Here is a 19,563-nt window from a genome sequence, read left to right as displayed (position 1 = left end):
CGCCGGCCCCGCGGCGTCACCGCACGACCGTGCGTTTGTCCTTGGGCAGCGCCTCGATCGTCGACCGCGGCATGTTGACGGTGTCCGCGACGATCTGCGGTGGTGTGTTCGCCATCCACTGGGCCAGGGAGATGTCCTCGAAGCGTGGATTGCGGAACATCTCCAGGAACACCAGCGGCTCGTCACCGAGGTTCTCGATGTAGTGCCCGTAGGCGAAGGGAACGTATCCGACATCACCGGCCTGGAAGTTGAAGGTGCGGGCGACGCCTGAGCTGGCGAAGACTCCCATCCGTCCGAACCCGGAGATGTAGTACTGCCACTCGTCGTCGGTGGGGTGCCAGTGCAGCTCACGCAACCCGCCGGGCTCCACCTCGACCAACGCCGCGCTGATCGTGGCGGCGGCGAAGTTGGTCGAGTCGGCGATCCGGACGGATCCGCCCTCGAATCGATGTGGCGCCTGGGAGCGCATGCGGTGCGTCAACGTGCGGGGCACATCCCCGGTCGGGCTGATCACCCGGTCGGCGTCGAGCGAGGGAGGTACCTGGCCCTGGAAGATGTACTTCTCCCGCTCCGGAATGTTCGCCATCTGCTCGACGGACCAACCGAAGTTCTTCGCGAGTACGCTCTTCGGCGTGTGCGCGAAGAAGTCACTCATCAGGAAGGTGCTGTTCTCCGAGAACTGGCCGTCGTCGAAGACGAGGAGGAACTCCACGCCCTCGTCCAGAGCCTGAATGTGGTGCGGCACTCCCTTCGGAAAGAACCAGAGATCGCCCTTGCGTAGATCGTCGAGGAAGTTGCGCCCCTCCTGGTCGACGGCGCTGATCCGGCAGCTGCCGTCCAGCACGTACGCCCACTCGGCCTGCTTGTGCCAGTGCAACTCCCGGTAGGCCCCAGGTTCCAGCCGCATGTCCACGCCAGCCAACGTGCTGGCGACCGGCAGCTCCCGCTGGGTCACTTCACGCGTCCAGCCGCCCTGCTCGATCCGCGTGTGGGCCATGGAGAAGGAGAATTTCAGGTTGGGTACGGTCCCGCGGTCGGTCTTGGGCGCCACGAGCAGGTCGGGATTCTGGCGATCGAGGAGGATGTTGCGGGGACCCGGGTCGTTTCCTCCCTCCCCGTCCCACTGCGGCTGCGGTACGTCGGACATGACACGTCTCCCTCCCTCACGGCCGAGCCGAGGTCGGCAATCTTGTCGTGCCCTGATGGTCGCCCGAAGGGGTGACGCCATACATCCCGTGACCACGTGATTTTTCAGGACAAGACCGACCCGCGTCCCAGGCCGTGACACGGGCACCGGCCTGAGGCGGCGCCGAGCGCCAGCCCGGACGTGACCTCTCGACGCCCATCGAGGCCCGGAACGCGCTCACCCCACGGGTCAGGGTTACTCGTCGTGGTCGCCACGTCGTGGGCGGGGCGCTTCGTCGTTGTCCGGGTCCGGCTCCGGGGCGGGTTGGGTGCCGGCCACGTGTGCCGCGGGCGGCCCCCGTGTGGGGCCGCCCGCGGCGGGGTGGTGCTGGTGGTGGGTTGGTCAGCCGAAGCAGCCGGGGACGGGGTTGCCACCGTTGGCGCAGTTGGTGGGCACGTTGTCGACGATGATGACCTTACCGGTGCTGGTGACGGTGCCGTTGTTCTCGACGCCGCCGGCGGGGTCCGTGGCGGTGTTGTTGGTGATCTTGACGTCGGTGAGCGCGACGACACCGGTGGCGGATTGGATGTGGATGCCGCCGCCCGTGCTGCCGGTACCGAGGGCCTGGTTGCCGTTGATCACCGTGCGCCGGAACGCCGCCGTGTCGCCGCCGATGTAGAAGACGCCTCCGCCGTCTCCGTCGGCTGCGGTGTTGTTGAGGATCTTGCTCTCTGTGATGTTCGCCCCATCGTCGCCGAGGAACAAGCCGCCGCCGGCCTCGGCGGCGACGTTGCCGGCGATGGTGCTCTTGAACACGTATATCGAGTCCGTGTCCTTGTAGACGCCGCCGCCGTCGCCCTCGGTGGTGTTGTGGGTGACGGCGCTGCGGTCGATCTTGAGTACGCCCTCGTCGCTGTAGATTCCGCCACCAACGGAGCGGGAGTGGTTGTGGCTGATCCGGCTCTTGCTGACCGTGGTGGTGCCCGAGTCGTCGAAGATGGCGCCGCCGTCGAGGTCGGAGGTGTTGGAGATGAGTTTCGACGTGGTGATGGTGACGTCGCCGACTCCGGTGAAGATGGCGCCGCCGTCGGAGGCGGAGTTGTTCTTCAGGGTGCTGGAGCGGATGGTGACGATGCCACCGTCGTTGAAGACCGCCCCGCCGTCGTCCGAACCGACGTCGTCGACGGTGTTGTTGTCCAGGGTGGTGTGGTCGAGGTCGAGTTTCCCACCGACGTTGACGTAGACGGCGCCACCGTCATCGTCCTCGGCGGTCTTGCCGCGGGTGAGGGTGAGGTGCTTCAGCCGCAGGATACCGCCGGAGTCGATCTCGAAGAAGCGGAACTGGTCGGCGTTGGCGGCGCGGGCGATGGTGGACCCGTTCCCCTTGATCGTGATCGGCTGAACGATCACGGGTAGTCCGTTGCCGTCCTGGTTGGCGGTGAGGGTGTAGGTGCACTTACGGGCCAGGTCCAGGGTGCCGCCACCCGCACTGTTGGCGGTGGTGATCGCCGCGATCAACGCGTTCGGATCACACGGCACCGACACACCCTTACCCCCGTGGTCCCCATCCCGGTGATCGCCATCCGCGCCCCGCTTACCGGCCGAATCCAGCTTGCCCTTCCCACCGGGCTTGCCCTTCCCACCGGGCATACCCTTCCCGTCGGGCTTGCCGTCCTCGAGGGGCTCGGCGTCGACCGCGGACGCACCGGCCCCGGCAGGCGCTGAGACGACCGACGCGGCGGGCACCATCCGAACCCCCCGGGCACCGTCCTGCGCACTTCCGCCGGCAGCCTTGGCGGCCTCCTTCACGGCGCCGGCCGCATTCCCCCCGGCAGCACCAGCCGCCTTCGCGCCCGCCTTCTCGGCCTGCCGCTTCGCCCGCTCGGCCTCCTTCTCGGCGTCCCGCTTCGCCCGCTCCGCCTCCTTCTCGGCCTTGATCGCCTTGGCGTCCTTGGCAGTCTTGGCGGTCTTGGCGTCCTTGGCGGTCTTGCTGGTCTTGGATGTCCTGGCCTGCGTGGTCGCGCCTACGGCCCCCCCAGCCGAAGCGAACCCGGCAGGACCCTCGTCCGCCATGACAGGGGCCTCATCCACGTCATCCGGGTTCCCGGCACGCGCGGCCCAGTAATCACCATCCCCGTCACCAGGGTCAGCGGCCCCATCGCCGCCAGGGCTCCCCTGACCAGCCGTCGCCAAACCCGCGACACCCAGGTCCTTCGCCACGGTGCCACCGGGAACCGCCGACACCGGTGGACCCGCACCAGCCCCACCACTGGCACCAACAGCCGTCGACGCGCCGACCAACGCGGCCACCCCCGCCGCGGCCAGCACCGCCTGCTTCCAATACCGACGTGACACCGGCGAGCGCACCAAACCCGACACCCGCTCACGATCCGACTCGAGCATTCCACCTACCCCTTCATGCGCGATGACGCCCCCACCTCAGCGACGGTGAAAGCGGATTAACCTCACGCTAGACGGACATGAGGAACATATAGCGCAATTTCGGAAGATGACTCGCAGGAGGTGTGAAAGATGGAGGGGTGATCACTACGGACGAAGCCCAACCTGATCCCGCCAGGACTGTCGCCGCCGCGGACGAGTACCTGATCGTTGAGGGCCGCCTATCGTGCCCGTCGGACCTTGGTGTCACCGTCGTCGGTGTTCACCCAGACCGTCCGGCCCCCGTGTCGACGCGCAGGCAGACGTCCGCCCCCGCGTCGACCCGCCGGCCCGGAAACCCGCCGCCGCCGTGTCTCCGGCCGAGGCCTGGGCACTGCAGCCCGTCGGGGCGCCGGCCTAACCGCCCGCGTCGACAGGCGACCGCGGCGACCGGCTGCGTTCGTGTAGGCCAGCGCTGGTTCTCGACGGCCGCCGAGAAGTCGGCGAGAGCGTTGGTCGGCAGTCACCTCGGCTCCTGGCCGAAATCGTCAAGAGTCTGTCGTTGCCGCCATCCAGGGTCGGAATACAGGCTGTGATCGTGGCAAGACGACGAGTTGTTGTAGTGGTCTATCCCGAAGTCCAGGCACTGGATGTCACCGGCCCGGTCGAGGTATTCGACACCGTGAACCGGTTCCTGCCAGACCCGGAGGCGGGATACCGGATCGAGTACGTCTCGGCGGCCGCCCCCCTGGTGCGTACCTCCGCGGGCCTGATGATCGAGGCCGCGCCGTTGGAGACAGGCGAGGGGCGGATGGACAACCTGCTGGTCCCGGGCGGCTGGGGGCTGGGCCAAGCGCTCGCCGACCAAGACCTGCTGCGCTGGATCCGGCGGGCCGCGGAACGGGCGCGGCGGGTCACGTCGGTATGCGGCGGGTCGTTCCTGTTGGCCGAGGCTGGGCTGCTCGACGGCCGCCGGGCAACCACGCACTGGGCATACTGCCAGGACATGGCCCGCCGGTATCCGGCGGTGACCGTCGACCCCGGACCCATCTTCATCTGGGATGGGCCCTACGTGACCTCGGCGGGAGTGTCTGCGGGAATCGACATGGCCCTGGCGCTGGTGGAGGCCGACCACGGCGCGGAGTTCGCCTTGGAGATCGCTCGCTATCTGGTGCTCTTCTTCAAACGCGACGGCGGCCAGCCACAGTTCAGCGGCATGCTGGACGCGCAACTGGCTGACCGGGTGCCGATCCGGGCGGCCCAAGAGTGGGTGCGGGCCCACGTCGACCACCCACTCGCGGTGCCGGAACTCGCCGAGCGGGCGCACATGAGCCCGCGGAACTTCTCCCGGGTCTTCCGGCGAGAGGTCGGCATGACACCCGGACAGTACGTTGTCCAGACGCGCGTCAGCCGAGCCCGGGAACTGTTGGAGAGCACCGACCTGTCCATCAGCCAGATCGCCCGCCGATGCGGCTTCGGCCGGGTGGAGACGTTCCTACGGACGTTCGATCGGGCGGTGGGCCTGACGCCTGGCGCCTATCGGCAACGATTCCAGGTCCTGTCGCCGGCCGGTCTGCTGATCGAGCCGCCCGTCGCCGCGGGGAGCCGGGCGTGACGGGCCCAGTACGCGTCGTGGACCGGATCGCCGCGGCGCTGGCCCGGACGGGTGTCCGCCATGTCTTCGGTGTCAGCGGTGCGAACATCGAGGACCTGTACGAGGCGCTACGCGGCACCGACGGCGCGACGTGTGGTGTCGTGGCCAAGCACGAGTTCTCCGCCGCCACCATGGCCGATGGGGCAGCCCGCGTCACCGGTCGCCTCGGCGTGGTGGCGGCGACCTCCGGGGGCGGCGCGATGAATCTGGTGCCTGGGCTGGCAGAGGCGTACGCCTCGCGGGTGCCGATGTTGGCGTTGGTCGGCCAACCACCCACGGCCCAGGAGGGGCGTGGGGCTTTCCAGGACTCGAGCGGTCTGGCGGGCTCGTTCGACGCCCGGGCGGTGTTCGAGCCCGTCTCCTGGTTCTGTGCCCGGGTGGACGACCCGGCCAGCATCGACGTCGCCCTGGCCGAGGCGATCTCCGCGGCGTGCCAGGAGCCGAAGGGGCCGGCGGTGCTGTTGCTACCCAAGGACGTGCAGCAGGCACTGGTCGAGGCTCCCTCGGCCGGCGTCGCCACCGTCCCGGTGCCGGCCACCGAGGCGCCGTCGTCGACCCTGGACCAGGCGACGGCCCTGCTTCGCGAGGCACGGCAGGTGCTGGTCATCGCCGGCGAGGGCGTGGCCTCGTCCGGTGCCCAGCGGGAACTGGGCCGTTTGGTGGGACGGCTCGGCGCGTGGGTGGCGGTCACCCCGGACGCCAGGGACGCCTTCGACAATCGCCACCCGGCATTCGCTGGTGTCGCCGGGGTGATGGGGCACGACACCGTCGCCGAACTACTGCGGCGAGCCGACGTGTGCCTGCTGGCGGGCACCCGGTTGCCCGTCCTGGCGCGGGGTGGACTGGAAGAGGCGCTGGCGGGGACCCCGGTGATCTGCGTTGACCCCGAGCCACCGTACATCCCCGGCCTGGCACTGACCGGTTCTCCACGACCGACACTGCGCGCCCTGTCGCTGCGCTTGGGCCCCCATCGTCGGCCACGTCCGCCCCACCACGGGCCGGCCCTGCTGTCCGGCACGCGGTCGTCCGGGGAGACGCTGGCAGAATACGCCGACGCCCTCCACGTGATCTCCTCCGTCCTGCCTCCCGACGTCCACGTCTTCGTCGACGCCGGCAACGCGGGTGCAGCCGCGATCCACCTGCTGTCGCCCGCTCCTCGGGGACGTTTCGTGGTGGCGACGGGAATGGGCGGCATGGGCTACACCTTCGGCGCGGGGATCGGCGCGGCGCTGGCCACCGGACGACGGACGTACGTCCTGGCGGGAGACGGTGCGTTCTACGCACACGGCACGGAGGTGCACACCGCCCTGGAGACCACCGCTCCCGTCACCTTCGTGATCTTCAACAACAACGCGCACGCCATGTGCGTCACCCGCGAGGACCTTTACCAGGACGGTGCCAGCGGTATCAATACCTTCCGACCGTCCAACATCGCCGCCGGTGCGTCCGCGATGTTTCCGGGACTTCCGGCGACCCACGCGACCTCCGCACCTCAGCTGCGCGCCGCTCTGCTGGCCGGTCAGGCCGGCGGTGGTCCCGCTCTCGTGGCCATGGACTTCGATCCCGCTGAACTGCCGCCGTTCCGCCCGTTCCTGGCCGCCGGCCAGGCACCCGTCGACAACCAGGAGCGCGAACATGACGACCGTGCCGTCCACGTTGGCTGACATCTCCGGCCTGATCCGGGTGGAGACCACGACCCCGGCCGACGTTACCGCCCAATGCACCCGGATGACCCGCGAGTCCTATCCGCATCAGCAGGTGTACGGCACATACTGCACGATCCACCAACACGTCGACTGCCCGCCGGAGGCGGCCTTCGACTACCTGCGGCAGGGTCACCACCTGGAGGAGTGGACATTCAGCCTGCGTGGATTCGCCCCCACCAGCACGCCAGGGCTCTGGTGGGGCTTCGACCGGCTCGCTCCGGACACCCGCATCTTCTGCCGGGTGGAGGCCAACGCCGATGCCATGACCGTGGACTACCACTGCGCCTGGGACCAGGGCGAAACGCTATGGATGATCTACCTTATGCGAGTCGTGCCGGCATCGTTGGTGCTTGGCCGGTCCGGCTCGCTGATCACCTGGACCAACTGCCGCCACCCGCACTACGACCGTAACCCGCACCCCTCGCTCGCGCCCACCCCGGAGCGGCCCTGGGTCGGCGACTTCTGGGACCTCTTCTACGCCGGGCACACCATCGAAATGGGCAACCTGAGGGCGATCCTGGAGCACCGGCACCGAAACGGCCTCGCGATCAACGTGCCGGCGCCCGCGCAGGTGGGAACGCCATGACAGCGGCGGTCCGGCTCCGGGATGTCGCCGGCCACCTTCCGGGGCCGCCCGTGCCGGCGTCGTTCTTCACCGAGTATCCGGGTGCGCAGGACCAGCTCAGGGACGGCCCGATGTTCAAGGTTCCGCCGCTACGACACCATGTCGCCGAGGGCGAGACCAATGTCGACCTGGTGGAAGGCGCTGTCGCGTCGCTCGTCGATCGGTGGGGCCGGGACGAGATTCGTGCCGTGGATGTCCTGCTCATGCACAGCCAACTCCCGGACATCCCGTTCGTCGGTGCCGCGGGCGAGGTAGCCCAACGGCTGGGACTGCGCCCCTCGTGGATGATCGATGTCGCCAACGGCGGTTGTGCCTCCTTCGTGCACATGCTGCAGCTTGCCCGGCAGATCCTCGGTACGACCGACGCGCGGCGGGCGCTGATCTGCAACGGGCAGACCACGGCCGGCCAGTTGTTCACCCAGTCCCGGGTACGCGGCCTCGCCCAGGCGGCGATACCCGGCGACGGCTGCGGGGTCGCCTACCTGACCACCGGTTCCAGCGGCTCCCCAGTGCTGGGTCTGCGGGCACATCATCTGACGGCGTACGCCGGGCAGATGCGGCTGGAGCGCGAGGACGGCCGCAGATACTGGGAGGCCGGCGACGCGCAGCCGCGTGTCGGCTTCTCGGAGGACGGCGTCGCCGCTGTCCTGGAACGGGGCAACCGCCTGGTACCCGATGTGGTTCTGGACGTGTGCCGGGAGGTGGGCGCCACCGGTGCCGACATCGATGTTCTGATCACGAACCAGCCAAACAGGACGTTCCTGCGCACCTGGCGCGAGGCGCTCGGGTTGCCTGCGGAGCGCCATCCGGACACCTTCGACCGGTTCGGCAACCTCTTTGGCGCGGCGATGCCGATCACCTTGGACGATGCCGCCACCACTGGTCAGGTGCCTGATGGTGCGCTGGTTGTTCTCGGCGGGTTCGCTCACGCCGGCGACTACGCCGGCGCGGCGGCGATCCGATGGAAGGGGCGTGGCTAGCAGGCCGTCCGGCGACCGCGGGTCCTGGGACCTGTGCAAGACCCTGGCCGGCCTGCCGCGGGCCCAGACGACGACCGGCACGTTGGAGACTGGCCCGGATACCGGTGTTGTGTCCGGGCCAGTCTCCGCCTTGCCGGGCACCTCGTGACGGCGCGCGGGCGTCAGCTCAGCCCACGAGCGAGGTTGTCGACCAGCGTCCGGGCGAAGTCTTCCGTGAGGGGCTGGTCGGGGATGAGTAGCCGGTGGTAGCAGGCGCCCCAGAGCTGGTCGACGACGGACTCGGGATCGATGTCGGCGCGGAGCTGTCCCCGGGCGACGGCTCGGTTCAGGGCCTCTACGGCGAGGGCCCGGCGCGGCCCGGAGTAGCGCCGGCGGTAGGCGGCGGCCAGTTCCGGGTCGGTCTGCGCCTGGGCGATGAGCTGGCTGATGACCCGTCCGGCGGGGGTGTCGCGGACCAGGTGGACGAAGGTGACAAGTTGGCTGGTGAGGTCGGCCATGATGTCGCCGGTGTCGGGGAAGGCCAGGGTGGGCGCGAGGACGGTGAAGTAGCCGTCCAGGGCGAGCGCGCCCTTGGAGGGCCACCACTTGTAGATCGTCATCCGGCTGGCCCCCGAGTGGGACGCGACCTTTTCGATGGTGAAGCCGGCCATTCCCTCGGCCAGCAGGAGGTTCCCGGCGGCGGTGAGGATCTCTGCCCGGACCTGGTCGGCGGGGCGGCGGCCACGACCACGACGGGGTGGCCGGTCGGCGTTTGGCGTGAGCTCGGTCACTGATTCCTCGATTATATGAACACTGTGTCTACGGCTTGCTTATATGGACACAGCGTACAAGAACAGCGAGATCAAGGAGACATCCCATGACCACCTCGACCAACGCGACGCGGGTCGCGATCGTCACCGGCGGCTCCCGGGGCATCGGTCGTGAGGTCGTCGAACGGCTCGCGTCCGACCGGTACGCCGTCGTCGTGAACTACCGCGGCAACCAGACCGAGGCGGAGGCCGCGGTGCGGGCGGCCCGGGAGGCCGGCGGCAAGGCGATCGCGGTCGCCGCCGACGTGGCCGACGAGACGTCGGTGGCCGGCCTCTTCGACGCCGCCGAGCGGGAGTTCGGCGGCGTCGACGTGGTGGTGCACGCCGCGGGCATGATGACCCTGGCGCCGCTGGCCGAACTCGACCTGGATCAGCTCGACCGCATGCTAAGGGTCAACGTGCGTGGAACCTTCGCCGTCGACCAACAGGCCGCCCGTCGGGTACGCCCCGGTGGCGCCATCATCAACTTCTCCAGCTCGCTCACCCGCTTCGCCCGCCCCGGCTACAGCGCCTACTCGGCGAGCAAGGGCGCCGTCTCGGCGATCACCCTGATCCTCGCCCGCGAGCTGCGGGGCCGGGACGTGACGGTGAACGCGGTGGCGCCCGGCCCGACCGCGACGGCCCTGTTCCTCGAGGGCAAGGATGAGCAGACGCTGGCCCGGATGGCCGCCGAGCCGCCGCTGGAGCGCATCGGCACCCCGCAGGACATCGCCGAGCTGGTGGCGTTCCTGGCCGGCCCGGCCCGTTGGATCAACGGCCAGGTGCTGTACGCCAACGGCGGCGCGATCTGAATCCACCGCGGTTTCGCTGGTCGGACCGCCAATGACCAGCACCCCGTCCGGGCCAGGGCCGGACCATCCACCAACTGGAGGTTGGCGACGAAGCCCGCCTCCGCCCCGGCATTCGACCCCGGTTCCGAACGGGCACCAGGGATGGAAGGAAGAAGCGGTGGTCAAGGAGACGAGTCCCCGACGGTCATCGTCGTCAGCGGAGCATCCAGCGGCTTCGGTGCCCTCACCGCCCGCGCCCTGGCCCGTGCCGGACACACCGTCTACGCCGGTATCCGCGACACCGGCGGCCGAGACGCTCCCCGGGCCACCGACATCCTGAAGCATGACCATGCCGTCCCGGGTCCAGCACCCGGCGGTATCGGGTGACCGTGCTCGTCGATCGCGAAGATCCGAGGGTCGATCACCGACGAGCTGCGAGCACCCTCCTGGTCAGGTCGGCGCCCGCTGCGAACCCGTTACTTGGACTCGACCCGGCCGACCGGGGTGGGTCCGGCGGTCAGTTCGTCACGCACCTCCTGCCAGGCGGAATCCCCGGGGTGGAGTTCGGTGCGGAGGTAGGCCCAGGCGAGCCGCTGGACCGCGGCGACCCGCTCGGGGTTCTCGTCCGTGGTCTCGGCGACGTCGTACCCGGCGACACCGCCGAGTCCGTGCTCCGCGCCGAACAGGGTGAGCAGGGACTTGGGGCCGGGGGAGAGGACGTACGGATCGGTGTGCCACTCCGGGCCCCGAACCGTCAGGTGGGCGGAGGCGTCCTTGTCGCCGGCGACCACGAGCGCGGGCGTCGTCATCGTGGAGAAGTCCGTGGTCAAGAAGAAGGAGTAGTTCTCGACCACGAACTCGGTGAGGGAATCGCCCCCCCTACCCGGCGCGGCGAGCAGCACACCCGCCTTGATCCGGGGTTCGGCCAGGTTCACCTCTGTGCCGTCGTGGGGGTCGGTTAGCCGCGCGCCCAGCAGCAGGCTCGCGGTGTGCCCACCCGTCGAGTGTCCGGCCACGGCGACCTTGTCTCGGTCCAGGCGCCCGCGGAGCTGCGGGACGGCGGCCTCGACACCGTCGAACTGATCGAGGATGCGCTTCATGTCCTCGGCGCGCGACCGCCAGTACAGCGGAGCCTCGGGATGGTCGGGATCCAGGCTCAGCGTCCTCGAGCTCAGATGGGTGGGCTGGATCACGACGAAGCCGTGCGTCGCCCAGTAGTTGGCGAGCGGGGCGTAGCCATTCAGTGACGACAGGTGGTTTGAGTGGCCGTGTCCGTGCGAGAGGAGGATGATCGGCAGCTCGCCTCCGGTCATGGGTGCGGAGACGCGCACCTGAAGGTCCACGGCGCGGTCGGGAGCTGACAGCACCACTGGACTGACGGAGAGGACAGGTGTGGGGGCGCCGGACATGCCGGCTGCCTGAGTCGACTCACTCATGACGTCGATTCCCTTTCGTCGGGTTGTCGCCCGGTCTCGTGCGTTCGAGAGGCGGGTCAGGGGCGCCCCGCTGCGGCAACAGCAAAGCGGAGCGCTGTTCCGAAACTATACGGAGTGGCGTTCCGCTTTGTCAACGCGTCACGCTGCCGACCGAACCGGGGGGCTACGCGGCCCACCCCGACGCCCACATGTTGCCGGCCGCGCGAATGCTGTCGGAAAGCTAAGCGAACACTCAGTCCGGAGGGCAGCGGATCGGACGTGAATGCCGGTATAGATAAAGACCATGACGAATTGCTTGGACCGTCGTACCCTTCTGCGTGTGGCCGGTGCGTCCGCCGGCACAGCCGTGCTCGCCGGCGCCACGCTCGCCACCGGCAGTTCCGCTCATGCCGCTTCGGGTCTGTTCCGGCACGGCGTCGCCTCCGGCGATCCGTTGGCCGACAGGGTTCTGTTGTGGACGCGGCTGACCCCGACCGAGCAGGCCCAGCCGGGTTCTGGTGTCGGTCCGGAGGCGCTGGTGTCCTGGCAGGTGTCCGCCGATCCGGATTTCGCGGCTGTGGTGGCGCAGGGGACGTTTGTCACCGGACCGGCGCGGGACCACACCGTCCGGGTCGACGCGCGTGGGCTGTCGCCGGCCACCACGTACTGGTACCGCTTCGGGTACGACGGTGCGTGGTCACCGATCGGGCGGACGATGACCGCACCGGCCGTGAACGCCGAGATCGACCGGCTGCGGCTGGGGGTGGTCTCCTGCGCGAACTGGGAGGGCGGGTACTTCGCGGCGTACCGGTACCTGGCCGAGCGGGGCGACCTGAACCTGGTGGTGCACCTGGGCGACTACCTCTACGAGTACGGCACGGGTCAGCTCGGTACCGCGGGCAAGGTCATCCGTCCGGTGAGCCCGCCGCACGAGACGCTCACCCTAGCCGACTACCGGATCCGGCACGCCACCTACAAGACCGACCCGGACCTCCAGGCTCTGCACGCCGCGGTGCCGTGGGCGATCACCTGGGACGACCACGAGTGCGCCAACAACCAGTGGTCCGGCGGTGCGGAGAACCACACCCCGGGCACCGAGGGCGACTTCGCGGTCCGGCTGGCCGCGGCGCGGCAGGCGTACCAGGAGTGGATGCCGGTCCGCCTCGGCGCGGACGGGGCCATCTACCGGCGGCTGCGCTTCGGCCGGCTCGTCGACCTGTCCATGCTGGACCTCCGGACGTACCGGTCGAAGCCGACCCGGGGTACCGGAGTCGACGACCCGAACCGGACCATCACCGGCGACGACCAGATGGCGTGGCTCAAGAGTGGCCTGGCCGCCTCGGCCGCACGGTGGAAACTGGTCGGCAGCTCGGTGATGATCTCCCGGCTCGACGTGGGCGCGCTGCCGGCCTGGCTGCTCGGCCCGTTGGGCGAGCTGATGGGCGTCCCGGACAACGGCCTCGTCCTCAACACCGACCAGTGGGACGGGTACAACGCCGACCGTAACGAGCTGGTCGACCACCTGCGCGCCACCGGGACCCACGACGTCGTCTTCCTCACCGGGGACATCCACACCTCCTGGGCCAACGAGGTGACCACCAAGGCCACCGGCCCGTGGTCGCCGGCCGCCGCCGAGTTCGTCGTGCCGTCGGTGACCACCGACAACGTCGACGACTTCCTGCGACTGCCCGCCGACAACGTGGTCAGCAAACTCGGCGCCGGACTGCTCCGCGCGACCAATCCCCACGTACGCTGGACCGAGCTGGATGGCCACGGCTACGGCGTGCTGGACGTCACCAAGCAGCAGTGCCGAATGGACTGGTACCACCTGGCCGACCGCACCAAGCGTGTCACCTCGAGTCGCTGGGTGGCCGGCTGGTCAGTCGCCGCGGGGTCGGCCAAGCTGCACAAGGAGAGTTCACCCCTGGTCTGACCGGTCGGCGCCGTCACCGCAGCGCCCGCTTCGAACCGCTGCCTTGCCGGCTCGCCGCCCGCCTCGCCTCGACGGGATCCAGGAGACACCCTGGGCTGGCTCGTCCTGACTCAACCAGGGTGACCGCTGGTTCGGTTGCCGTCCGGCGGACCCGCGCCGGACGGTTCACCGCCGGCCCGTGCCAGCCGACCCGGCCACCAGATCTGGTGACCGATGTCGTGGGACAGCGCGGGCACCAGCAGTGAACGCACCACGACCGTGTCGATGAGGAGCCCGACCGGAAGGGCGATACCCAGCTCCACCAGGATCCGCACGGGGAGCACGGTCAGCGCCGCGAACGTTGCCGCGAGCACGATGCCGGCTGAGGTGATGACACCGCCGGTCACGGTGAGTGCGGAAAGAATCCCGGGCCGGGTACCCCGCCGCTCCGACTCCTGCCGCACCCGGCTTATCAGGAAAACGTTGTAGTCGACTCCCAGCGCGACCAGGAAGACGAATGCGAACAGGAGGAACTCCGGGTCCACCTTGGGGACGTTGAGCAGATACCGGAACACGATCGCGCAGATGCCCACGGTCGCGGAGAACGACAGCACCACGGTCAGGACCAGTAGCACCGGCGCGAGGAGAGCGCGCAACAAGATCGCCAGGCAGATCAGGATCACGACCAAGACGACCGGAAAGATGACCTGCTGGTCCCGGTCGGCCGCGTTGGCGGTATCCACGTTGGTGGCGGTGAAACCACCGACCAGGGAGTTGGAGTCGGGTACCGCGTGGACCGCGGTGCGGAGCCGACGTACGGTTTGCTCGGCGCTGTCGGTGTCCGGCGGGTCGGTCGTGGTCGCGTTCAGCTGCACGCGTCCGTTGACGACCTTCGGTGCCGCCCCCGGGTCTGGTGACGTCGCCGAGGCCCCACCCTGCGCGGACACCGGCTGAACGGTGGAGATCCCCGACACCTGACGCGCCGCAGCGGTGACCTGGTCGACCGTCTCCGCGTTGGTCACGATGATGGCCGGGCTGCCGGTCCCGCCGGGATAGTGCTGGTCGAGCACCCGCTGCCCGGTGACCGACGCCCGGTGGCCGGAGAACAGCAGGTCGTCTTGGTTGATCGCCTGTTTTCCGAGCTGGGTGACTCCGAGCGCGGCCACGCCGAGGCCGATGGCCGCGATCACCCACACGAGTCGGTCCCGCCGGCCGACGAGGTGGGCGATCGCACCCCACAGGCGGTGCTCGGTGCCGACGGCCTTCTCCTCGGGGCGCGGGATCCGTGGCCAGAACACCCGCCGCCCGCCGAGGACGAGCAGGGCCGGAAGGAAGGTGAGCATCACCAGCAGGGTGCAGGCGATGCCGATGGCGGACACCGGTCCGAGGGCGCGGGTGGAGCTGAGGATCGACAGCAGCAGGGCGAGCAGGCCGAGGATCACGGTCGAGCCGGAGGCGATGATCGCTGGGGCGACACCGCGCCACGCCACCTTCATCGCGTCCACGGGACGCGCGGTCCTGACCAGCTCCTCCCGATAGCGAGCGATCAGCAGCAAGGCGTAGTCGGTGCCCGCGCCGAAGACCAGTACGGTGAGGATCCCCCGGGACTCCCCACTCAACTGGACGACATCCGCATCGGCCAGCCAGTACACGAAGACCGTGGCCAACACGTACGAGAGCGCGGCGGCGATCAGCGGAAACGCCCACAACACCGGGCTGCGGTAGACGATCAGCAGGACAACCAGCACCGCGCCCACGGTGACCACCAGTAGCTGGCCACCGACCGCCGCCAGTACCGTGATCAGATCACCGCGGATCGCGGCCGGGCCGGTGACCTCGGTGGTCAGCCCGTCCTGGCCGTCGCCGACGATGGTGCGCAGCTGATCGACAACGTCGTTCTCTGCCTGCCCCACGGCGTTGTCGATCGGGACGACCAGCAGCAGAGCCTGTCCGTCCTGACTCGGGATGGGTGGAGCGAGTGGCCCGACAACCCATTGCACCTGAAGGAAGCGTGTCATGTCTGACATCGCCCGCTCCTGGTCCGCGGCGGTGATCCCGGCCGGGCGCTGGTAGACGACCAGGGCGGGCGTGGTGTTCGCGCCGGTGATGTCACCACTCTGGCTCTGGGCCTGTTGTGACTCGGCGCTGGCGGGCAGGAACGCCTGGAAGTTGTCGGTCTCGACCTGGTCGAGGCGTCCGGGGAACGAGTGGGCCAGGCCGCCGATCACGAGCCAGCCGAGTGTCACCACCACCGCGACCAGCGTGCCGATCCTGCGAGTAGGCATCACCGCGACCCCGTCATCGTCCGGCTTGTCGACACCGGTGGGTGCGACCCGCGGCGCAGGTGAGCGACCCGCAGCGATGCCAGTGTTCGTGGACGGGGCGCCCCGGTCATCGGGTTGGCCTTCGCGCGGGGCGGGAACCGTGGCAACTCCGCCTCGGTTCTCCCGGACGTCGAGCAGGAGCGGCCGGGGACTCACGCGGCCACGGTCGGAAGCGGACCGCCCGGGCAGCGTCGCGACCGACATCGATGGTCGTGCAGGCCTGGGCGACCAGTGCCGGTGTCCTGTCACGCGCCGGAGGTACGGCTGTTCGCTCACTCATCCCACAGTGCGCGGTTGGACGTGACATAGACCGAATCATCGGCCATCTCGGCTCCCGGGACCCGGCTACCGACCTTGGTTCCGCTGTTCAGGTGAAATGCCGTCGGAGCAGACCGTGACTCAAACGCCCGGTGCGTCCCTGCGCAGGGCCACGGCCTGGCTAACCGCGAATGCTGCGACCTCGACTGCCACGGCGGCGAGGAGCACAGTGAACGCACCGTCCCATGGCCGGGTCGCCGCGACCGTCGCGATCGCCGCTGCCGCGACAACGTTGGCAACGAGCACGCCGACCAGCCAACCGCGCAGCCGAGGACGACGGGCGACGCGGTGCAGCGCGAATGCCCAGCCGCCCACGGCAACCGCGATCGCGACGGTGGCCACCGGGGGCGCGGTCGTCCGCTCGGACACCGGGCCCACGAACAGGATCAGCGACACCGCGGCGACCGCGCAGTAGATCGAGTCCAGTTGCAGCGAGAGTCGTCCGACGTGTCGTGTCCGCATGGCCGCGACGCTACCCGTTACCTTTTTGATCGTCCCCAGCCGGGGACTGCTCGGTCGCCCGGCTCGGTATGACTAACCGCCCCTGTCGTACGCATGATCCGGGGGGTGTTGTCGCCGGGCCGGGTGGCGTCGGCGGACCGCTGATAGGGACCCGGCCGCCCCGCGTGCGGGGTAGGTCTCTTCGTAACGTGGATGCCGGCAGTCCGACGCTGACCAGCGGCCGAGCCACGGTAGCAGTTGGGGAGGCACAGCGTTGTACGACGAGTACGGCGTCTTTATCGGACTGGATGTCGGCAAGGAAGGACACCATGCGGTCGCGCTAACCCCGGAAGGGAAGCGGCTGCACGACGCTACGCTGCCCAATACCGAGGCCGGCCTGCGGAAACTGTTCGACAAGCTCGCCCGGCACGGCCGGGTCCTGATGGTGGTCGACCAGCCCGCATCGATCGGCGCGCTGCCCGTGGCGGTGGCCCGCGCGTGTGTGGGCATCAGGTGGCCTACCTGCCCGGCCTGGTCATGCGCCGACTGGCCGACCTGCACCCCGGCACCGCGAAGACCGACGCCCGCGACGCCTACGTGATCGCCGACGCCGCCCGCACCCTGCCGCACACGCTGCGCCGCGTCGACGCCGGCGACGACGCCCTCGCTGAGCTGGAAGTCCTGGTCGGCTACGACGACGACCTCGCCGGCGAGGTCACCCGGATCTCCAACCGGATTCGTGGTCTGCTCACCCAGATCCACCCGCCGCTGGAGCGGGTCCTGGGCCCGAAACTGCAGCATCCAGCCGTGCTGGAGCTGCTGTCGCAGTGCGGTGGACCAGCCGGGCTGCGCAAGGCCGGCCGGACGAAACTGGTCGAGATGGTCAAGAAGCGTGCGCCACGCATAGGCGTACGCCTGGTCGCGCAGATCCTCACCGCGCTCGACGCGCAGACCGTCGTCGTGCCTGGCACCGCGGCGGCCGAGACCGTCCTGCCGCGACTGGCTGACAACCTGCGTGACCTGCTGCACCAGCGTGACCAAGTCGCCGAACAGGTTGAGGGGATGCTTGATGCGCACCCTCTTGCCGGGGTCCTGACCTCGATGCCCGGCATCGGCGTCAGGACCGCAGCCCGCATCCTGCTCGAAGTCGGCGACGGCACCACCTTCCCCACCTCCGGCCACCTCGCCGCCTACGCCGGCCTGGCCCCAGTCACCCGCCGCTCCGGCACCAGCATCCGCGGCGAGCACCCACCCAAGGGCGGCAACAAGCAGCTCAAACGCGCGTTCTTCCTGTCCGCGTTCGCCGCCCTGACCGACCCGACCAGCCGCACCTACTACGACCGGAAACGCGCCGAGGGCAAGAAACACAACGCCGCCCTCATCTGCCTCGCCCGACGCCGCGTCGACGTCCTACACGCCATGCTGCGCACCAAGACCCCATACCAGCCGAAACCGGCGGACGAACCCCGCCTCGCGGCTTGACAAAACCCATAGGGACACCCCCCCGGGTGGTGCGCCGACACCACCGGTCGCGCTGTCGACCGAACCTTGCCAGTAATGGTCCTACGCCGTTACTTACGCCTTAAGTTCGTACGATACGGGTGTGACGACTGTGTCGTGCCGGCTCTCGTTTCGTGTCAGCAGTGGACGTCTCCCACTTCGATCCGGCGGCGATTCACGACCCACGCGAGGAGTGACCTGGTGCGAGTGACCGAGTACCTGATCACGATGCTGCGCGACCACGGGGTGCGGCACGCCTTCATCGGCCTCGGAGGACTGAACGACCCCTTCATGGCGCCGTGAGCCACCCCCGCTTTCATGGAGTTTCTTGACCATGGTCTGATGGCCGTGGGGGAGGAAGTATCCGTGGCAGCACCGAAGAAGTACCCCGATGAGCTCCGTCAGCGCGCTGTGCGCTTGTACCGCGAATCGGACCCGAAGCCGGTGATCCGGCGCTTGGCCGAGCAGCTCGGCGTGCATCACGAGGCGCTCAGGAACTGGATCCGTCAGGCCGAGGCTGACACGGGTGAGCGTCACGACCGGCCGACCAGCGAGATGGTCGAGGAGAACCGCCGGCTGCGCAGGGAGGTCACCGAGCTGCGGCGGGCCAACGAGATCCTGAAAGCGGCGAGCGCGTATTTCGCGGCGGAGCTCGACCCGACCCGGCGACGGTCATGACGTTCATTGATGAACACCGTGACCAGTTCGCGGTCGCGCTCCTGCTACGGGTCCTGAACATCGGCGCTTCGACCTACTACGCGTGGGTCAAGCAGGCCGAGGCGCCCTGCGACCGCGACGTGGTCGACCTGGGCCTGATCTCCAACATTCACGAGATCTGGGAGACCTCCGGGCGCACCTACGGCGCGGACCGGGTCCACCGCCAGCTACGCCGCGACGGCATCTACGTGGGTCGCAAACGCGTCGAGCGGCTGATGACGCAGCAGGGCTGGCAGGGCGCGTTCCTGCGCCGCGGCTGGCGCGGCGGCTCCACGCGGCAGGACCCACGGCACACACCGGCGCCGGACCTTGTCGGGCGGCAGTTCACCGCCACCGGGCCGAACCGGCTCTGGGTCGCCGACGCCACCCGCATCCCCTGCGGCGAAGGCGTGTTCTGGCTCGCCGCGGTCCGCGACGTCTTCTCCCGCCGAATCGTCGGCTGGAAGACCTCCAACCGCTGCGACACCGACCTGATCCTCGCCGCCCTCGAATACGGCATCTGGTCGCGCGACGTCCGCGACGGCCAGTTGATCCACCACTCAGATCGCGGGTCGAACTACACATCGTTCCGGTTCGCGGAACGCTTACAGGACAACGGGATCCTGCCCTCGATGGGCTCCGTCGGCGACAGCTACGACAACGCCCTGATGGAGAATTTCTGGTCGACGCTGAAGATCGAACTCGTCTACCGCACGAGCTGGCGGACCCGCGACGAGGCCGAGAACGCGATCTTCGCCTACATCGACGGCTGGTACAACACCCGCCGCATCCAGAAGGAACTGGGCTACCTCAGCCCGAACGAGTACGAGACCGCCTGGCACACCCACCAGAGGCAACCAGCCGAACCACCTATCGCCACCCCTGCGCCAGCCGGCAGCAGGTAACCA

Annotated in this window: 15 protein-coding genes and 1 pseudogene; 10 read left to right on the top strand and 6 right to left on the bottom strand. The window is 69.1% G+C overall.

Annotation, left to right across the window (positions count from 1 at the left end; genetic code table 11):
* Positions 1–16 precede the first annotated feature (16 nt).
* A complete protein-coding gene (locus QTQ03_RS07065; RefSeq protein ID WP_289277281.1) occupies positions 17–1,147 on the bottom strand; it encodes an oxalate decarboxylase family bicupin in 1,131 nt (376 codons plus the stop codon).
* 381 nt (positions 1,148–1,528) lie between these two features.
* Positions 1,529–3,199, bottom strand: coding sequence for a right-handed parallel beta-helix repeat-containing protein (locus tag QTQ03_RS07060; RefSeq protein ID WP_289277280.1), 1,671 nt, complete (start codon positions 3,197–3,199; stop codon positions 1,529–1,531).
* 904 nt (positions 3,200–4,103) lie between these two features.
* Here QTQ03_RS07060 and QTQ03_RS07055 point away from each other — a divergent pair.
* Genes QTQ03_RS07055 through QTQ03_RS07040 form a run of 4 tightly spaced genes read left to right on the top strand, consistent with a single transcriptional unit; the run spans position 4,104 to position 8,470 of the window.
* Complete coding sequence (locus QTQ03_RS07055; protein WP_289277279.1) at positions 4,104–5,120, top strand: GlxA family transcriptional regulator; 1,017 nt, start codon at positions 4,104–4,106, stop codon at positions 5,118–5,120.
* Between the two features lie 17 nt (positions 5,121–5,137).
* Positions 5,138–6,823 carry a thiamine pyrophosphate-binding protein gene (locus tag QTQ03_RS07050; protein WP_289280720.1) on the top strand — a complete coding sequence of 562 codons (1,686 nt, stop codon included), beginning with the start codon at positions 5,138–5,140 and terminating at the stop codon, positions 6,821–6,823.
* A complete protein-coding gene (locus QTQ03_RS07045; protein ID WP_289277278.1) occupies positions 6,795–7,451 on the top strand; it encodes an SRPBCC family protein in 657 nt (218 codons plus the stop codon). The genes QTQ03_RS07050 and QTQ03_RS07045 overlap by 29 nt, the downstream gene beginning before the upstream one ends.
* Positions 7,448–8,470, top strand: a complete 1,023-nt coding sequence (locus tag QTQ03_RS07040) for a 3-oxoacyl-ACP synthase III family protein (RefSeq protein ID WP_289277277.1) — start codon at positions 7,448–7,450, stop codon at positions 8,468–8,470. Before QTQ03_RS07045 ends, QTQ03_RS07040 begins: the two co-directional genes overlap by 4 nt.
* Positions 8,471–8,631: 161 nt before the next feature.
* Here the strand turns inward: QTQ03_RS07040 and QTQ03_RS07035 are convergent, their stop codons facing one another.
* Positions 8,632–9,240 carry a TetR/AcrR family transcriptional regulator gene (locus QTQ03_RS07035; RefSeq protein ID WP_289277276.1) on the bottom strand — a complete coding sequence of 203 codons (609 nt, stop codon included), beginning with the start codon at positions 9,238–9,240 and terminating at the stop codon, positions 8,632–8,634.
* 86 nt (positions 9,241–9,326) lie between these two features.
* On the opposite strand from QTQ03_RS07035, the gene QTQ03_RS07030 reads away from it, so the two are divergent.
* Both QTQ03_RS07030 and QTQ03_RS07025 read left to right on the top strand, forming a co-directional pair.
* Positions 9,327–10,070, top strand: coding sequence for an SDR family oxidoreductase (locus QTQ03_RS07030; protein WP_289277275.1), 744 nt, complete (start codon positions 9,327–9,329; stop codon positions 10,068–10,070).
* A 141-nt stretch (positions 10,071–10,211) separates the two neighbouring features.
* On the top strand, positions 10,212–10,436 hold the full coding sequence (locus QTQ03_RS07025; RefSeq protein ID WP_289277274.1) for a hypothetical protein: 225 nt from the start codon (positions 10,212–10,214) through the stop codon (positions 10,434–10,436).
* Positions 10,437–10,525: 89 nt separating this feature from the next.
* On the opposite strand, the gene QTQ03_RS07020 is transcribed toward QTQ03_RS07025, so the two are convergent.
* On the bottom strand, positions 10,526–11,485 hold the full coding sequence (locus tag QTQ03_RS07020; RefSeq protein ID WP_289277273.1) for an alpha/beta hydrolase family protein: 960 nt from the start codon (positions 11,483–11,485) through the stop codon (positions 10,526–10,528).
* Between the two features lie 283 nt (positions 11,486–11,768).
* On the opposite strand from QTQ03_RS07020, the gene QTQ03_RS07015 reads away from it, so the two are divergent.
* Positions 11,769–13,397 (top strand): alkaline phosphatase D family protein, encoded by a 1,629-nt coding sequence (locus QTQ03_RS07015; RefSeq protein WP_289277272.1) that lies wholly within the window; start codon positions 11,769–11,771, stop codon positions 13,395–13,397.
* A 110-nt stretch (positions 13,398–13,507) separates the two neighbouring features.
* Here the strand turns inward: QTQ03_RS07015 and QTQ03_RS07010 are convergent, their stop codons facing one another.
* The gene (locus QTQ03_RS07010; protein WP_289280719.1) at positions 13,508–15,661 is read right to left on the bottom strand and encodes an MMPL family transporter; all 2,154 of its coding nucleotides are present in this window, start codon (positions 15,659–15,661) and stop codon (positions 13,508–13,510) included.
* A gap of 438 nt (positions 15,662–16,099) precedes the next feature.
* Positions 16,100–16,480 (bottom strand): hypothetical protein, encoded by a 381-nt coding sequence (locus tag QTQ03_RS07005; protein ID WP_289277271.1) that lies wholly within the window; start codon positions 16,478–16,480, stop codon positions 16,100–16,102.
* A 253-nt stretch (positions 16,481–16,733) separates the two neighbouring features.
* Between QTQ03_RS07005 and QTQ03_RS07000 the strand changes: the two are divergent.
* From QTQ03_RS07000 to QTQ03_RS06990, 3 genes and pseudogenes are all read left to right on the top strand, one after another.
* Positions 16,734–17,941: pseudogene (locus tag QTQ03_RS07000) on the top strand (IS110 family RNA-guided transposase).
* Positions 17,942–18,277: 336 nt separating this feature from the next.
* The gene (locus QTQ03_RS06995; protein ID WP_289277270.1) at positions 18,278–18,637 is read left to right on the top strand and encodes a transposase; all 360 of its coding nucleotides are present in this window, start codon (positions 18,278–18,280) and stop codon (positions 18,635–18,637) included.
* Positions 18,634–19,560, top strand: a complete 927-nt coding sequence (locus tag QTQ03_RS06990) for an IS3 family transposase (RefSeq protein ID WP_289277269.1) — start codon at positions 18,634–18,636, stop codon at positions 19,558–19,560. The genes QTQ03_RS06995 and QTQ03_RS06990 overlap by 4 nt, the downstream gene beginning before the upstream one ends.
* Positions 19,561–19,563: the final 3 nt, after the last annotated feature.

The organism is Micromonospora sp. WMMA1363, assembly GCF_030345795.1.
In the GTDB taxonomy this organism is placed as follows: domain Bacteria; phylum Actinomycetota; class Actinomycetes; order Mycobacteriales; family Micromonosporaceae; genus Micromonospora.
The sequence above is the reverse complement of the archived record's forward strand: the minus strand, read 5'-3'. Positions and strand labels throughout refer to the sequence as shown.

Excerpts from the sequence above, each read along its gene's own strand:
- QTQ03_RS07040 (WP_289277277.1), top strand. The coding sequence starts at position 7,448 with ATGACAGCGGCGGTCCGGCTCCGGGATGTCGCCGGCCACCTTCCGGGG.
- QTQ03_RS07065 (WP_289277281.1), bottom strand. The coding sequence starts at position 1,147 with ATGTCCGACGTACCGCAGCCGCAGTGGGACGGGGAGGGAGGAAACGAC.
- QTQ03_RS07025 (WP_289277274.1), top strand. The coding sequence starts at position 10,212 with ATGGAAGGAAGAAGCGGTGGTCAAGGAGACGAGTCCCCGACGGTCATC.
- QTQ03_RS06995 (WP_289277270.1), top strand. The coding sequence starts at position 18,278 with ATGGAGTTTCTTGACCATGGTCTGATGGCCGTGGGGGAGGAAGTATCC.
- QTQ03_RS06990 (WP_289277269.1), top strand. The coding sequence starts at position 18,634 with ATGACGTTCATTGATGAACACCGTGACCAGTTCGCGGTCGCGCTCCTG.
- QTQ03_RS07020 (WP_289277273.1), bottom strand. The coding sequence starts at position 11,485 with ATGAGTGAGTCGACTCAGGCAGCCGGCATGTCCGGCGCCCCCACACCT.
- QTQ03_RS07005 (WP_289277271.1), bottom strand. The coding sequence starts at position 16,480 with ATGCGGACACGACACGTCGGACGACTCTCGCTGCAACTGGACTCGATC.
- QTQ03_RS07010 (WP_289280719.1), bottom strand. The coding sequence starts at position 15,661 with ATGCCTACTCGCAGGATCGGCACGCTGGTCGCGGTGGTGGTGACACTC.
- QTQ03_RS07015 (WP_289277272.1), top strand. The coding sequence starts at position 11,769 with ATGACGAATTGCTTGGACCGTCGTACCCTTCTGCGTGTGGCCGGTGCG.
- QTQ03_RS07030 (WP_289277275.1), top strand. The coding sequence starts at position 9,327 with ATGACCACCTCGACCAACGCGACGCGGGTCGCGATCGTCACCGGCGGC.
- QTQ03_RS07045 (WP_289277278.1), top strand. The coding sequence starts at position 6,795 with ATGACGACCGTGCCGTCCACGTTGGCTGACATCTCCGGCCTGATCCGG.
- QTQ03_RS07060 (WP_289277280.1), bottom strand. The coding sequence starts at position 3,199 with ATGGCGGACGAGGGTCCTGCCGGGTTCGCTTCGGCTGGGGGGGCCGTA.